Annotated in this window: 13 protein-coding genes and 1 riboswitch; of the genes, 8 read left to right on the plus strand and 5 right to left on the minus strand. The window is 74.6% G+C overall.

Annotated features, from left to right (window positions below):
• The first annotated feature begins 60 nt into the window (after positions 1-60).
• Complete coding sequence (locus tag APR03_RS11470) at positions 61-1,575, plus strand: cell division protein PerM (RefSeq protein ID WP_253835778.1); 1,515 nt, start codon at positions 61-63, stop codon at positions 1,573-1,575.
• Here APR03_RS11470 and APR03_RS11475 read toward each other — a convergent pair.
• Positions 1,554-2,192 (minus strand): maleylpyruvate isomerase family mycothiol-dependent enzyme, encoded by a 639-nt coding sequence (locus APR03_RS11475; RefSeq protein WP_253835780.1) that lies wholly within the window; start codon positions 2,190-2,192, stop codon positions 1,554-1,556. The two genes, APR03_RS11470 and APR03_RS11475, sit on opposite strands and share 22 nt — an antisense overlap.
• Before the next feature lie 69 nt (positions 2,193-2,261).
• Here APR03_RS11475 and purN point away from each other — a divergent pair, with 69 nt between their 5' ends.
• From purN to APR03_RS11490, 3 genes are all read left to right on the plus strand, one after another.
• The gene (gene purN / locus APR03_RS11480; protein WP_253835783.1) at positions 2,262-2,906 is read left to right on the plus strand and encodes a phosphoribosylglycinamide formyltransferase; all 645 of its coding nucleotides are present in this window, start codon (positions 2,262-2,264) and stop codon (positions 2,904-2,906) included.
• A gap of 237 nt (positions 2,907-3,143) precedes the next feature.
• Entirely contained in the window at positions 3,144-4,139 is a 996-nt protein-coding gene (locus APR03_RS11485) for a type IV toxin-antitoxin system AbiEi family antitoxin domain-containing protein (RefSeq protein WP_253835786.1), read from the plus strand.
• Between the two features lie 63 nt (positions 4,140-4,202).
• Entirely contained in the window at positions 4,203-5,516 is a 1,314-nt protein-coding gene (locus APR03_RS11490; protein WP_253835788.1) for an MFS transporter, read from the plus strand.
• On the opposite strand, the gene APR03_RS11495 is transcribed toward APR03_RS11490, so the two are convergent.
• Positions 5,459-6,031 carry a winged helix-turn-helix domain-containing protein gene (locus APR03_RS11495; protein ID WP_253835791.1) on the minus strand — a complete coding sequence of 191 codons (573 nt, stop codon included), beginning with the start codon at positions 6,029-6,031 and terminating at the stop codon, positions 5,459-5,461. The two genes, APR03_RS11490 and APR03_RS11495, sit on opposite strands and share 58 nt — an antisense overlap.
• A gap of 82 nt (positions 6,032-6,113) precedes the next feature.
• On the opposite strand from APR03_RS11495, the gene APR03_RS11500 reads away from it, so the two are divergent.
• Positions 6,114-7,364 carry an MFS transporter gene (locus APR03_RS11500; protein ID WP_253835794.1) on the plus strand — a complete coding sequence of 417 codons (1,251 nt, stop codon included), beginning with the start codon at positions 6,114-6,116 and terminating at the stop codon, positions 7,362-7,364.
• 4 nt (positions 7,365-7,368) lie between these two features.
• Here APR03_RS11500 and APR03_RS11505 read toward each other — a convergent pair whose 3' ends face one another.
• A complete protein-coding gene (locus APR03_RS11505) occupies positions 7,369-7,959 on the minus strand; it encodes a TetR/AcrR family transcriptional regulator (protein ID WP_253835796.1) in 591 nt (196 codons plus the stop codon).
• Between the two features lie 93 nt (positions 7,960-8,052).
• Between APR03_RS11505 and APR03_RS11510 the strand changes: the two genes are divergently transcribed.
• On the plus strand, positions 8,053-9,102 hold the full coding sequence (locus APR03_RS11510; protein WP_253835798.1) for an NAD(P)-dependent alcohol dehydrogenase: 1,050 nt from the start codon (positions 8,053-8,055) through the stop codon (positions 9,100-9,102).
• Positions 9,103-9,159: 57 nt separating this feature from the next.
• Positions 9,160-9,246: riboswitch (ZMP/ZTP riboswitch) on the plus strand.
• A gap of 33 nt (positions 9,247-9,279) precedes the next feature.
• Positions 9,280-10,932, plus strand: a complete 1,653-nt coding sequence (purH, locus tag APR03_RS11515; RefSeq protein WP_253835800.1) for a bifunctional phosphoribosylaminoimidazolecarboxamide formyltransferase/IMP cyclohydrolase — start codon at positions 9,280-9,282, stop codon at positions 10,930-10,932.
• Between the two features lie 136 nt (positions 10,933-11,068).
• On the opposite strand, the gene APR03_RS11520 is transcribed toward purH, so the two are convergent.
• On the minus strand, positions 11,069-12,460 hold the full coding sequence (locus APR03_RS11520; RefSeq protein ID WP_253835801.1) for an NAD(P)/FAD-dependent oxidoreductase: 1,392 nt from the start codon (positions 12,458-12,460) through the stop codon (positions 11,069-11,071).
• 109 nt (positions 12,461-12,569) lie between these two features.
• Here APR03_RS11520 and APR03_RS25235 point away from each other — a divergent pair, with 109 nt between their 5' ends.
• Positions 12,570-13,016, plus strand: coding sequence for a DUF3017 domain-containing protein (locus tag APR03_RS25235; protein ID WP_253835802.1), 447 nt, complete (start codon positions 12,570-12,572; stop codon positions 13,014-13,016).
• 18 nt (positions 13,017-13,034) lie between these two features.
• Here the strand turns inward: APR03_RS25235 and APR03_RS11530 are convergent, their stop codons facing one another.
• Positions 13,035-14,147: a septum formation family protein gene (locus tag APR03_RS11530; protein WP_253835803.1), complete on the minus strand. Its 1,113-nt coding sequence runs from the start codon at positions 14,145-14,147 to the stop codon at positions 13,035-13,037.
• Between the last annotated feature and the right edge of the window lie 30 nt (positions 14,148-14,177).

Consider the following 14,177-nt stretch of genomic DNA (forward strand, 5'->3'; position numbering starts at 1 on the left):
ACCCGGGCGCGCCGAAGGATGTCCCCCGTGTGACACCGGGGGGCGGGTGAAGATGAGGGCGTGAGCGCACCACCCCGCCCGACCACCGCCCCTCGCGCCCCGGGCGCCCGGACGAGCCGTCCGGCGAGCAGGCCGGCCGCCCGGCGGAGCCGGCTGGTCGACGAGCCCGCGCAGCCCGCCGGGCCGTCGACCCTCGCCCAGCTCGTCGCCGGCGCCGTCGCGTCGGCGCAGGCGCTGGTGCTGTCCCTCGCGGTCGTGGTCCTGCCCGCCGTCGTCGCCTACCTCGTCGGGACGGCGGCCCAGGCCGCCCCGGCCGACGGCGCCGCCGACGCCGTCCAGGTGCGCTCCGCGGTCGAGATCGCGGCGGGCCTGTGGCTCCTCGGGCACGGCGTGCCGCTCACCGCGGACGACGTCACCGTCTCCCTCGCCCCGCTCGGCATCGCGGTGCTCGCGCTGTTCGCCGTCTACGCGTCGGCCAAGCGGTTCGCCGTGACCACCGTGCGCTGCTGGGCCGCCGGCACGGTCGCGTACGCGCTGGGCGCCACGGGCGTCGCCCTGCTCGCCGGCAGCGCACCGGGCTGGTCGCTCGCGCTCGCGGCCGTGGGCGGCCTGGTCATGGGCGGGCTCGGCACCGGCCTGGGGCTCCTTGCCCGTCCTGACGCGCCCGGACCCGCAGCCCTGGGCGAACGCGCGGAGGTCTTCGCCCTGCGCCGTACCGGCCGCGACCTCGTGCCCGCGACGCTCCGGCTCGGCCTGCGCGCGGGCACGGTGGCGACGGCGCTGCTCGTGGGTGCGTCAGCGCTGCTGGTGGTCGCGTGGGCGGTGGCGGGCCGGGCGACGTCGTCCGACATCATCACCGCCCTCGAACCCGGCTGGACCGGCGGCATCGTGTTCGCCGTGGCCCAGCTCGCGCTGCTGCCCAACCTCGTGCTCTGGGCGGCTTCTTGGCTCGCCGGTGCGGGTTTCGCCGTCGGGGAGGGCACGAGCTTCACGCCCTTCGGCACGATCTCCGGGCCGCTGCCCGCGATCCCGCTGCTCGGCGCGCTGCCCGGCGAGGACTGGGCCAACGCGGTCAGCGCCTGGGCGCCGGTGCTCGTGATCGCGTGCGGCGTCGTGGCCGGGCTGTTCGCCTGGCGACGGCTCGAGCCGGAGCTGGTGCGCTGGACCGACGTCGCCTGGGTGCTCGCCGGTGTGCTCCTCACGCCGGGGGTGCTCATGCTGGCCGGCCAGTGGGTCGCCGCGGGTGCGGGCGGGCCGGGGCGGCTGTCGGAGGTCGGCGCGAACCCGCTGGCGTCCGCGGGACTGATCGCCGGCGAGGTGGTCGCGGGGGCCGCGGCGGTGCTGGTCGGCGCCACGGCGGACGCCTCGGGCATGCTGGCCCGGGTGCGGGAGAACGCGCAGGACACGCGCCTCGGCGCGGGCGTCGGGGCGATCTTCGCCACGGGTGACGACGTGGGCGGAGCGGCGCCGGACCACGTGCCGGACCGGGCGCCGGACCGCGTGCCGGATGCGGACGAGGGCGAGGCCGGGCGGGACGAGTCCTCCGCCGACGGTCAGGTGCCCGCCGACGCCTGACCGAGCCGCCGGCGCAGCTCCGGCATGCCGTCGCCGTCGAGGTCGGGCAGGAACGCCGGCCGCCCCGCCATCACCATGACGAGGGAGAGCAGCGGTCCCACGACCTCCGGGCCCCGGCCCGTGCGGAAGCCGGCGTCGGACGCCTCCAGGCGCAGGCCCTTGACCACGGTCCGGCTGTTCACCGCGAAGTCCTTGGTCGCGAAGAAGCGGGCCACCGCCGCGAGTGCCCCGGGGTCGGGGGCGTGCACCAGGCCGAGCGGCCGGCGGATGTCCTCCGCGTGGACGATCAGCTCGCCCAGCCCGCCCGGGCTCTCCCGGAACGGCAGCCGGATGGGTCCTGCCTCGGCGAACCGGTCCAGGGTCCCGCGCGGCGTGGCCCCGAGGAACTCCTCCAGGCGCCGCTGGTTGTGCACGTCCGGGTCGAACCGCGCCTCGGCCATGCTCCGCAGCCAGCGCACCGGGCCCAGCAGCGACGCGGCACCGAGGTGCGCGACGACCTCCTCCACCGTCCACTCGCCGCACAGCGACGGCGAACGCCACTGCTCGGCGGTCAGGGTGTGCAGGTCCGCCACCAGCGCGGCGTGCTCCCGGGCCTGGGCGGCGGACAGGTGCTCCATGCCACAGACCCTAGAGGGTCTTCCGTGGCGGCCGGATACCACGGGGTTCGACGACGTAGGCTGTTCGCCGTGCAGACGCCCTCCGGTCACCCCGTCGAGTCCAGCTCCGCCAAGCGCCTCGTGGTCCTCGCCTCGGGCGGCGGCTCCAACCTCGGGGCGCTCCTCGCGGCGCACGGCGACCCGGCCTACGGGGCGCGCGTCGTCGGCGTCGTCTCGGACCGACCCGGCGCGGGCGCGCTCGACCTGGCCCGGGACGCCGGTGTGGCCTCCGCCGTCGTCGCGATGAAGGACTTCGAGGACCGCACCGCCTGGAACGCCGGCGTGCTCGAGGCGATCTCGGTGTTCCAGCCGGACTACGTGGTCCTCGCCGGGTTCATGCGCATCCTGGCGCCGGAGGTGGTGCGGCGGTTCGAGGGCCGCATGGTCAACACCCACCCCGCGCTGCTGCCGAGCTTCCCGGGCGCGCACGGCGTCCGCGACGCGCTCGCCCACGGCGTCAAGGTCACCGGCTGCACGGTGCACCTGGTCGACGACGGCGTCGACACCGGCCCGATCCTCGCCCAGGCCGCCGTCCCCGTGCAGGACGGCGACGACGAGCCGACCCTCACCGACCGGATCAAGGTCGCCGAGCGCGCCCTGCTGGTCGAGACGGTGGGCCGCATCGCCCGCGAGGGCCTCTACGTCACGGGCCGCCGAGCCACGATAGGCCGCTGACGGGCCGGGCCGGGCCGGGCCGCCGTCCCCCTGCCGTCCCGCCGGATCCTCTTCGAGACCGAGGTTGCTTCGCTTTGAGCCGCCTCAAAGCGAAGCAACCTCGGTCTCGAAGAGGATCGGGCGGATGGCCTCCGGCGAGTCGGGCCACGGAGTTATCCACAAATGATGGTTGTTGATGTGAGTTAGCGGGTCTTGCATGGTCCGATAGGTCTCATGCGACCGCTCAAGCCTCTCCCCGTGCAGCTGGAAGTCATCGCCTCCCGGCAGGAGGGGTTGATCTCCGGGGCGCAGCTCGAGGAGATCGGGGTCGATGCGTCCTGGCGGCACCGGCTGGTGCGGCAGTGCCGGCTGATCCGGGTCGCCCGGGGCGTGTTCGACACGTACGTCGTACCGCCCCACCTGCGGACACATCCTGGAGTGCTCGACCATCTCCGACGCCGTGCGGCGTGGATCGGCCTGCTCGCGGGCGGCCCGGGGTCGACCGCCGTCGGCCTGTGCGCCCTCGCGCTGTACACGGTCAAGGGTCTGCCGCGCACGATCCGTCCCGAGGTGGTGGTACCCGGCGGGGGATGGCGGCCCGCGCGGGACGGGATCGTGTTCCGCGCGGCGGGTGACATGGTGACAGCCAGGTTCGCCGGGGAGTTCCGCATCGCGAGCATCACGGACGCGCTCGCCCTCGGCGTCGGCCAGATGCGCCGGGACGACGCCGTGGCCGCGATGGACGACCTGCTGCACACGCGGACCGCCACCGTCGACGACCTGGTGACGGCGCACGACCTGGCCCGAGGTCACCGGCACGTGGAGACCACGCATCCCTGGTGGCAGCTGGCGGACGGTCGCTCGGAGTCGCCGCTCGAGTCCCGGGCACGGTTGGCGTGCGTCGATGCCGGGATCCCGCCGGACACCCTGCAGCTGGAGGCGGTGGACGGGGACGGCGTCTTCCTCGGCCGCGTCGACCTCGCGTGGCACCTGCCCGACGGCACCTGGCTGCTGGCCGAGGTCGACGGGGCCGAGGTCCACGACACCCCTGAGGCCGTGTTCCGGGACAGGCGGCGGCAGAACGCACTCGTCGCGGTCGGCGGGTCGCGGCTGCTGCGGTTCACCGCCACGGACGTGCGGGGGGCGATGGTCGAGACCCTGTCGGCAGTGCTGCGAGCGGCGGGCTGGATGCCGGGCAGGTACGACGACGACGGCCGCCCCGCGACTCTCGGCGCAGTAGGAACTCTCCTGTGAGACCAAGGGGAGGGGCGGGGAGCGAGGGCGGATTTCACCCTGGTGCCCGATATGTTGTGCGCCGTGACCGTCGAGACGCCGCCCGCGCCGCCGCTGCGGAGGAACAGTGCCTACGTGCTCCTCACCACCGGGCGGTTCGCCCAGGCGATCGGGGCCGGAGTCGGCACCTTCGCGATCCCGCTGCTCGCGTTCGAGGTGACCGGGTCGGTCGGGCAGGCCGGGCTGATCAGCGGTCTCGGGCAGGTGGGCGCCCTCCTGGCGACCCTGCCGGCCGGCGTCGTCGCGGACCGCGTGAACCGGCGCGCGCTCCTGCTGGTCGCCGCCGCCACGGGCACGGCGCTGTGGGCGACGGTCGTCGCGGCGGGGCTCGCGGGCGGCCTGAGCGCGTGGCACCTGGCGGCGGTCCTGTTCGGGTCGTCGGCGGTGAGCGCGTTCGTGAACCCGGCGTCCGGCGGGGCGCTGCGCGCCGTCGTCCCCGCGGCCCAGATGCCGAACGCGATGGCCGTCAACCAGGGGCGGATGGCTGCGGTGGCCCTGTTCGCGGGGCCGGTCGGCGGGTTCCTGTACGGCATGGCCCACGTGCTGCCGTTCGTCGGCTCGGTGGTCGGGCACGCGGTCGAGCTGGTGGCGGTGGCGTTCGTGCGCCGTCCGCTCAACGAGGTCCGCACCGAACCCACCCACCCGCTGGACGACCTGCGCGAGGGCCTGCGGTTCGTCGGGCGCGTGCCGCTGTTCCGCGCCGTGCTCGTGCTGATCACGCTGCTCAACCTGACGTCGATCGCGCTGGTCGTGGCGATCAACCTGGAGCTGGTGCGCACCGGCACCGACCCGCGGCTGATCGGGCTCGTCGACGCCTGTGCGGGGATCAGCATGCTCGCGGGCGCGATCGTCGCGGGCCCGATCGTGCGGCACACCCGCGTGGGCCGGTTCGGGGTGCTGACCGTCGGGGTGCTCGCCGGGGCGCTCGCGGTGATGGCGCTCGCGCCGACCTACTGGGTGTTCGTCGCGATGCTCGCCCTGGGCGTGTTCCTCTACCCGGCGCTCAACGCGGGGTTCACCGGCTACCTCACGGTGATCGTGCCCGACCGCATGATGGGGCGCGCCACGTCGCTGCTCGGCCTGACCGGCCTGGTCGCCGCGCCCGCGGCTCCGGTCCTGGGCAGCGCGCTCCTGGAGGGCTGGGGCATCGGCGCCACCCTGTGGGTGATGGTGGGTGCGATGGTGGTGCTGCTCGTGGCGCTCGCGCTCACCCGGCCGCTGATGCGCATCGGGACGCCGGACACCTGGGCGGCCGACGCGCTGGCACAGGGGACAGGGGCTCAGGCATCCGGCTCGGCCGCCAGGTCCCGCGGGCCGACGGCCAGGAGAATCTGGTAGTACTTCCGCTCGGGGTCGTCGGGGTCGGCACGCTTGGCCGCCGCCGTCCGGTCCCACCACTTCTCCATGACGGCGAAGACCTCCTCCATCATCTGCTCCGCCTCCTCGCGGGTGAAGAAGGCGCCGCTGGCCGTGCCCTGGTGGAAGTCGTCCCGGGAGCCGGGGGCGTCGCGGTCGCGCAGGAACATCTCCCGCGTCCACCGCAGGATCGGGTCGAGCATCTGGTCCTCGTCGCCGACCTTCCCGTCGAGGAGGAAGCGTTCCACGAGCGGGCGCCACACCCGGTCGCGCTTGTCGCGTGCGAGCTCGGGCGCCTCCTCGATGAACCTGTGCTTCGCGAGCACCCGCAGGTGAAAGCTGATCGCGTTGGCCGGCTCCCCGAGCGTCCTGGCGAGGTCGGCCGCGCGGGCGTGCTCACGGACGTTGAGCTCGACCATGATCCGCTGCCGCAGCGGGTGGGCCAGGGCCCGCATGGTCTCCGGATCCGTGATGCGGAAGGGCTCCTTCGTCGCCATCGGACCAGGTTAACAAAGTTCCGCACCACCAGTTGCGCAATCCTCATTGCGCAACTGCAGTTGCGCATCTACGGTGGTGGCCATGACGACGCTCTGGAGAAACCGCTCCTACCGGCTGCTGCTCACCGGCGCCACGGCCGAGGACGTCGGCGCGGCCGTCGGGGCGTTCGCCGTCCCGCTGGCGGCCTACGCGGTCACGGGGTCGGTGGTCGAGGCCGGTGTGATCGCGTTCGTCGGCCAGCTCGGGTCCGTGCTCATGACGCTGCCCGCGGGGGTGGTCGTGGACCGGGTGGACCGCCGTCGGCTCCTGATGGTCGGCGGTGCCGTCGCGGCGCTCGCCTGGATCAGCGTGGTCGTGGCGGGGCTCGCCGACGGCCTCGCGATCACCGCGCCGCACCTGGCCGGCGCCCTGTTCGTGTCGTCGGTGGTGGGCTCGCTCCTGGACCCCGCGGGGACCGCCGCCCTGCACGCGGTGGTGCCCACGGAGCAGCTCGGCGAGGCCATGTCGGTGGCGCAGGGGCGCGACGCCGCCGCGACCCTGCTCCAGGGGCCGATCGGTGGGCTGCTCTACGGGATGAGCGCGGTGCTGCCGTTCGCGGTCTCGGCCGCAGGCCGGCTGGTCTCGGTGGCGACGGCGGCGCTGGTGCGCGAGCCCCTCAACGGCGACCTCCGCGACGCCCGGACGGAGCGCCCCCTGGCCGCGCTCGGCGACGGGCTGCGGTACGTCTTCGGCGTACCCCTGCTGCGCACCATGATCTGGGTGTTCATGCTGGTCAACGTGGTTCTGAACGGTGCCATGACAGCGATCACGCTGCACCTCGTCCAGATCGGGACGGCGCCCGCGCTCGTGGGTCTGGTCAGCACGGCGGTCGGCATCGGGGTGCTCGCCGGTGCGGTCCTCGCGGGCGTCCTGGTCAAGCGGGTCCGCGTGGGTGCGCTGACGGCGCTGACGATCGGGATGTTCGGCCTGGCGCTCGCGGTGATGGCGGTGCTGCCGACCTTCTGGGGCTTCGTCGGAGCGCTGACCGGCGCGATGCTGTTCGCCCCCGCGCTCAACGCGGGGATGCTCGCGTACGTCACGGCGATCACCCCGGGCCACCTGCAGGGCCGGATGTCGGCGACGATGGGCCTCACCAGCCTCGTGGCGGGCCCGGCGGCGCCCCTGGTGGGCAGCCTGCTGCTCGCCCACCTCGGCATCGGGCCCGCGCTGGGTGTGCTCGCCGGCGTGTGGGCCTGCCTGTTCGTGGCCCTGTTCCTGGTGCGACCCCTGTGGCGCATCGGCCTGCCGGACACGTGGGAGCACGACGTGGTCGAGTGGACCGCGGCGGCATGAGCCGTCAGGACGGTGCCAGTGCCCGGCGCACCGCCTCCCGCAGGAGCTCCCGCCGTCGGTCGTGGTCCGCCGGGTCCTCGCCGGGGTGCGCCGCGTACACGGTGCTCACCGGCGACCAGGCCATCGACATCGCGATCACCAGGGTCATGATGTCGAAGGGGTCGCCCTGGCGCACGACGCCGGCCTCCTGGGCGGCGGCGATGGCGGCCAGCTTCTCGGCGTCCTGCCGGTCGGACTCGTCGACGAGGTAGCCCTGGGGGCGCCGCTCGAGCCGGGTCCAGGTCGCCAGCCGCACGATGTCCGGGTGCTCGAGGTACTCGTCGTAGAGGCGCACCGCCCAACCGGGCAGGTCGCCCGCGTCGATGGTGGCGAGGTCGATGATCTGCCGGAACGACTCGGCGAGCACGGCGTCGAAGAGGGCGTCCTTGGTCCCGAAGTAGCCGTAGAGCTGCGCCTTGTTCGTGCGGGCGGCGCTCGTGATCCGCTCGATCCGGGCGCCGGCGAACCCGAACTGGGCGAACTCGGCGTACGCGGCGTCGAGGATGCGGTGCCACGTCGCCGCGCCGCGAGCGGTCGGGGGCTTCCTGTCGGGCACGTGGCGAGGATACCCGGCGGCCGCTTGCCGGACGGGGCGTGGCTGCCGTAGCCTCAAACCAGACCGAACAGTCTGTTTATTTGAGGAGCTGTCATGCGCACCACCCGCGCCTACGGGGCACAGGGTTCCGAGAAGGAGCTCACGCTCCGCACCATCGAGCGCCGGGACCCCCGCCTGGACGACGTCGCGGTCCGCGTCACCTACTGCGGCGTCTGCCACTCCGACCTGTCCGCGCTGCACGCCCACGCGGCCGACGGCGACGGACTGCTGGTCCCGGGGCACGAGTTCGTCGGCGAGGTCGTCGCCGTCGGCGACGCCGTGACGCGGTTCGCCGTCGGCGACCAGGTCGCCGTCGGCAACATCGTCGACTCGTGCGGCACGTGCGCGATGTGCCGGGCGGGGCAGGAGAACTTCTGCGCCGAGTTCCCGACGCTGACCTACGGGGGCCGCGACCGGCACGACGGTTCGACCACGCTCGGCGGGTACTCCGGCGAGTACGTGGTCCGCGAAAACTTCGTCTACCACCGGCCCGCCCACCTCGACCCGGCAGCCGTGGCCCCGCTGCTCTGCGCCGGGGTCACCGTGTGGGAGCCGCTGCGCCGGTGGGCGGCGGGCCCGGGCATGACCGTCGGCGTGGCCGGGCTCGGGGGGCTCGGGCACCTCGCGGTGCGGCTCGCCGCGGCGCTGGGTGCGCGCGTCGTCGTGCTCACCCGCACGCCCGGAAAGGCGGACGACGCCCGCGCCCTCGGGGCCGACGACGTCGTGGTCACCACCGACGACACGGACCTCGCCCGCGCCGCCGGCACGATCGACCTGCTGATCGACACCATCTCGGCGCGGCACGACCTCGGCCCGCTGCTGCGGCTCGTCGCGCTGGACGGCACCCTCGTCTCGCTCGGCTGGCTCGGGCCGGTCTCGCTGGAGACCCCGGACCTGCTCATCGGGCGCAAGAGCCTCGCCTCAGCGGGCAGCGGCGGGCGCCCGCGCACGCAGGAGCTGCTCGACTTCTGCGGCGAGCGCGGCATCACCGCCGACGTCGAGGTGCTCCCCTCGGCGCAGGTCGCGACCGCGCTGCGCCGGCTGGCCGCGAACGACGTGCGCTACCGGTTCGTGCTGGACCTCTCCGACCTGTCGGCGGCGTGACCCCCGAGGCCGCCGGGCGGGACGGCCCGGCGGCCTCGACCGGCCGCCCGGTAGACTGCGACCGGCCGTGACTGGCGAGGGTGGGTCACCACCGGGGAGCGGCCGAGCGACCCGTGATGCGCGCCGCCCGCCTGGGTGCCAGGGTTTTCCGCGAAGCTACCTCCGAGGAGAACCGCCATGTCCGGCGCCCCGTCCACCCCTGACGTCCAGCTCACCGACGACTCGCAGCGCCCCGTGCGGCGCGCGCTGCTCAGCGTCTACGACAAGACCGGCCTGATCGAGCTCGCCACCGCGCTGCACGAGGCCGGCGTGGAGCTCGTCTCCACCGGCTCCACCGCGTCGAAGATCGCCGACGCGGGCATCCCCGTCACCCCGGTCGAGGAGCTCACGGGCTTCCCCGAGTGCCTCGAGGGCCGCGTCAAGACGCTGCACCCCCGCGTGCACGCCGGCATCCTCGCCGACACCCGCAAGCAGGACCACCTCGACCAGCTCGCGCAGCTCGACATCGCGCCGTTCGAGCTGGTCGTCGTCAACCTCTACCCGTTCGCCGCGACCGTCGCGTCGGGCGCCGGGCCGGACGCCGTGGTCGAGCAGATCGACATCGGCGGACCCTCCATGGTCCGCGCCGCGGCGAAGAACCACCCGTCGGTCGCCGTCGTCGTCGACCCGGCGCGGTACGACGACGTCGTGGCCGCCGTGCGGGCGGGCGGGTTCACCTACGCCCAGCGCAAGGCGCTCGCGGCCGCGGCGTTCGTGCACACCGCGACGTACGACGTCGCCGTCGCGTCCTGGATGGGCTCCGTCGTGTCGCCCACGGACGTCGTGGAGGCCGCCGACGGCCCCGTCGCCACCGGCTTCCCCGCCTGGGTCGGCGGCACCTGGGAGCGCGCCGACGTGCTGCGCTACGGCGAGAACCCGCACCAGCGCGCGGCCCTCTACACGCGCGGCGACGGCGTGACCGGCCTCGCGCAGGCGGAGCAGCTGCACGGCAAGGCCATGAGCTACAACAACTACGTGGACGCCGACGCCGCCTGGCGTGCCGCCTGGGACCACGAGGGCCCGGCCGTGGCGATCATCAAGCACGCCAACCCGTGCGGCATCGCCGTCGGCTCCGACATCGCCGCCGCCCACGCCAAGGCGCACGCGACCGACCCCGTCAGCGCGTACGGCGGCGTGATCGCGGCCAACCGCACCGTCACGGCCGAGGCGGCGCGGCAGATCGCGCCGGTGTTCACCGAGGTCGTCGTGGCGCCGGGCTTCGAGCCCGAGGCCCTGGAGATCCTCCAGGCCAAGAAGAACCTGCGCCTGCTGGTCGTGCCCTCGGCGCCCGCGACGCAGGTCGAGTCCCGGCCGATCTCCGGCGGCCTCCTGCTGCAGGCGACCGACCGCTTCCAGGCCGACGGCGACGACCCCGCGAGCTGGACGCTGGCCACCGGCGAGGCCGCGTCGCCCGAGGTGCTCGCCGACCTCACGTTCGCGTGGAAGGCCGTGCGCGCCGCCAAGTCGAACGCGATCCTGCTGGCGCGCGACGGGGCCGCGGTCGGCATCGGCATGGGCCAGGTGAACCGCGTGGACTCGTGCCGCCTGTCGGTGGAGCGCGCCAACACGCTGGCCGAGGGTGAGTCCGGTCCGGTCGAGCGTGCGCGGGGGGCCGTCGCGGCGTCGGACGCGTTCTTCCCGTTCGCCGACGGCCTCCAGGTGCTGCTCGACGCCGGGGTCACCGCCGTCGTGCAGCCGGGCGGCTCGATCCGGGACGAGGAGGTCGTCAAGGCGGCCGAGGCCGCCGGGATCACGATGTACCTCACGGGCACGCGCCACTTCGCGCACTGACCCGCCCCGCACCCTCTCCCTCCTCTTCGAGACCGAGGTTGCTTCGCTCTGGAGCCGCTGAAAGCGAAGCAACCTCGGTCTCGAAGAGGAGGGGCGGCGGGGTCCGGGCGGACGCCGGCGCCGGGGCCGGGGCCGGTCAGACGACGGCGTCCCGCAGGCGGACCGCCGGGTCCAGGGCGCGGTCCAGGTCGACCTCCAGCGGGACGCCGCGGTTCATGAGCTTGCGCACCTGTCCGACCTCCCGCGGGGAGTCGACCAGCAGCACGGCCCGGACGGTGGCCACGCGGTGGCCCTCGGCGGTGCGTCGCGGGTGCCGGTCGAGCGCCCGCTCCAGGTAGAGCGCCGCCCAGCCGCCCGTCCCGCCCGGGGTTCCCCGCAGCACCACCTCGTCGAACGGGGAGGGCAGCCCGAACAGCGCCAGGTCGTGGCCGAGCTGCTGCGAGAAGACGTAGGGCGCGTGCGCCGGCACGGGCGCCAGCCCGAGGCGCTCGCGCACGTGCTCCGGCTCGGCGGCCCGCTCGTCGAGGCCGAGCAGGGCGCGGACGGTCGGCTCCGGGTCGTGCAGCGCGGCCGACCAGTGCCCGCCCGGCACCGGGCCGAACACCGGGTGCTCACGCGTGGCGACGTCGCCCACCGCCCACACCCGCCGCAGGGCGTCGAGGTGCAGGTGCCCCGCCGGGTCGGTGGGGGCGTGCAGGCCCATGAACCGGCCCGCGCGGTTGACCCGCAGCGCGCCGTTCGACTCCATCGGCAGCGAGCCGGCCAGCCACCGAGTCGCGGGGCGCGCCCCCACGGCGGCCAGCACCAGGTCGGCCTCCAGCACGCGGCCGTCGGCGAGGACCACGCGCGTGCCGTCGTCCGCGCCGTCGCCGGGCTCGGTCACCTGGTCCACGGCGACGCCCGTGACCAGGGTGACCCCGGCGTCGTCGTACCAGGGGGCGAGCAGGCCGCCGACGCGGCGGCCGAGCTGGCGCTCCAGGGGCACCGGGCCCGCCTCGACGACCGTGACGCGGGCGCCCGCCCCGGCCGCGACCCCGGCGACCTCGGCCCCGATCCAGCCCGCGCCCACCACGACGAGCCGCGCGCCCGGCACCAGCGCGGCGCGGAGCCGCTCGGCGTCCTCGGCGGTGTGCAGGGTCACGGCGGCGTCCCAGCCGTCCGGGCGTACGGGCACGCTGCCGCAGGCGAGCACGACGGCGTCGGCCACCACCTCGTCGCCCGACGCCGTCCGCACCACCACGCGCTCCCGGTCCACCTGCAGCCGGACCGCCGGGTCGGTGAGCCGCACGTCGTCCGCGAGGGCCGTGAGGTCCACGCCGAGGTCGTCGGCGAGCCAGACCGGCTCGGTGCGCTTGAGCAGCTCCTTGGACAGCGGTGGGCGGTCGTACGGTGGCACGCCCTCCGCGCCGAGCACCGTCAGCCGGCCGGTGAAGCCGTGCGTCCGCAGGGCGGCCGCGGTCTGCGCGCCCGCCAGGCCCGCACCCACGACCACGACGCTGCTGGGAACCTGTGCTGAGGGTGAGGGCATGGACCTCACGGTAGCCCGCGGGCCGCCAACCTGGGAACGCGCTGGCATTCAGGTTGCAAGGAGGTCACGGATCTCCTGGATCGTGACGTTTCGGCTGTAGTCTCGTGGCGTGGATCTCAGTGTGATGCGGACCGCCCCCGGCGCGTCGGGTGGCGCCACGACGCTCCTCGAGCCAGGCCCCGCCGGAACCGCTACGCTCGAACGCGTCGAGCAGGCAGCCCTGACCGGGCCCACCACGATCACCCGGGAGCCCGATCGCAGTGAGTCAGCGAGCGGTGAGGCCTCCGACATGACGCTCCCGGAGCTGCAGCGCAGCAACCTCGCGATCTGGATGGTGCTCGTCGGCATCGTCCTGTCGGTGCTGCTCGGCCTGGTCGCCGGGGCGCGCGCCGGGGCGATCGGCATCGGCGTGGTGCTCGTGGTCTGCGCGATCTTCCGCGCGGTGCTCGACAACCCCGTGGGCCTGGTGATCCGCACGCGGACCATCGACATCGTGCTGTACGGCGCGACCGCCGTGGTCATCGGCGTCCTCGCGGTCGCGACGCCGAGCATCTGACGCCCGGGCCTACCGGGCTCAGCGCTCCGCGTCGCGCAGCGTGCCCGTGACCGGGGTCTCCGACTCGACGACGCACAGGATGCGCCGGTCGCCCTTGGCCCAGCTCTCCTCGGACGGCGCGATCGGCCAGTACTGCAGCTCCGACCGGGCCCACCGCAGGCCCACGAACGTGGCGAACTGCGGGTAGCAGTAGGCGTCGGCGGCATCCCACAGGGCCTGCTGCGTGGGGGCCTGCCCCTTCTTCGCCAGGTCGTCCGGAGCCGTGGTCTCCGCGTAGATCTCGCCGCCGTGCGCGGTGGTGCAGGGCACCACCGGGATCCGGTACAGCGTGGACCGGCCCGCCGTGGCCGCGGTGTCGAAGCAGTCGCCCACCTCGAGGTCGGGGATCTCGGCGCCGGTCGTCGCGGTCGTGTCCCCGCCGGGGGTCGGCTCGTCGGACGTCGCCTCCGAGCCGTCGTCGAGGTCACCGGCCTCGGCGTAGGGGTCCTCGGCGTACGGGTCCTCGGCGTAGGGATCCTGCGCGTACGGGTCGTCGGCGTAGGGATCGGTCTCGTACGGGTCGGTCTCGAACGGGTCGTCGGACGGCGCGGCGGTCGGCGACGGCGCGGCGAGGTCGGCACCGTCGTCGGACGAGAGGCCGAGCGGGCCCGCCAGGGCCGGCGGCACGAGCTCCCGGGCGGCGGAGACGAGGCCGGGCGGGAGCGACGACGCGTACGTCGGCGCGGCCACGACACCGAGCACGAGCGCGACGAGTGCGACCACGCCGACCGTCACGCCGCCCAGCGCGAAGTCGAGGGTGTGTACCGACGACTTCCTGGCCCGGCGGAAGCTGCCCGTGGCGTTGGCCTCGGCCGTGCGCATCGAGAGCACGAGCGCGGGGATCGCCAGCGGCCAGAAGAACAGGAACGCGGCCACCACCCAGCCGATCCGCGTGGGGGAGGGCCCTGTGGGGGTGTCGTCGTCGGCGGTCTCGGGTTCCGGGCCGTCGGACTCCGGGGCCGGCTCGGGCCCTGCCTCCGCCGTCGCGGTCTCCGACCCGCCGGTCTCCGGGCTGTCCGGGCTCTCGCCCGGCGTCGGCTCGACCTCCTCGGGGCCGTCGGCATCGCGAGCGGTCTGCGTGGTGTCGGCCATGATGCGCGATCGTAGCGGTGCGAGGTTTCA

The organism is Promicromonospora thailandica (assembly GCF_024171955.1).
GTDB lineage: Bacteria > Actinomycetota > Actinomycetes > Actinomycetales > Cellulomonadaceae > Promicromonospora > Promicromonospora thailandica.

What these genes read in the sequence shown, in the direction of transcription:
- APR03_RS11475 (WP_253835780.1), bottom strand. Translation starts at nt 2,192, where the DNA reads ATGGAGCACCTGTCCGCCGCCCAGGCCCGGGAGCACGCCGCGCTGGTG.
- APR03_RS11495 (WP_253835791.1), bottom strand. Translation starts at nt 6,031, where the DNA reads ATGGCGACGAAGGAGCCCTTCCGCATCACGGATCCGGAGACCATGCGG.
- APR03_RS11500 (WP_253835794.1), top strand. Translation starts at nt 6,114, where the DNA reads ATGACGACGCTCTGGAGAAACCGCTCCTACCGGCTGCTGCTCACCGGC.
- APR03_RS11510 (WP_253835798.1), top strand. Translation starts at nt 8,053, where the DNA reads ATGCGCACCACCCGCGCCTACGGGGCACAGGGTTCCGAGAAGGAGCTC.
- purH (WP_253835800.1), top strand. Translation starts at nt 9,280, where the DNA reads ATGTCCGGCGCCCCGTCCACCCCTGACGTCCAGCTCACCGACGACTCG.
- APR03_RS11520 (WP_253835801.1), bottom strand. Translation starts at nt 12,460, where the DNA reads ATGCCCTCACCCTCAGCACAGGTTCCCAGCAGCGTCGTGGTCGTGGGT.
- APR03_RS11530 (WP_253835803.1), bottom strand. Translation starts at nt 14,147, where the DNA reads ATGGCCGACACCACGCAGACCGCTCGCGATGCCGACGGCCCCGAGGAG.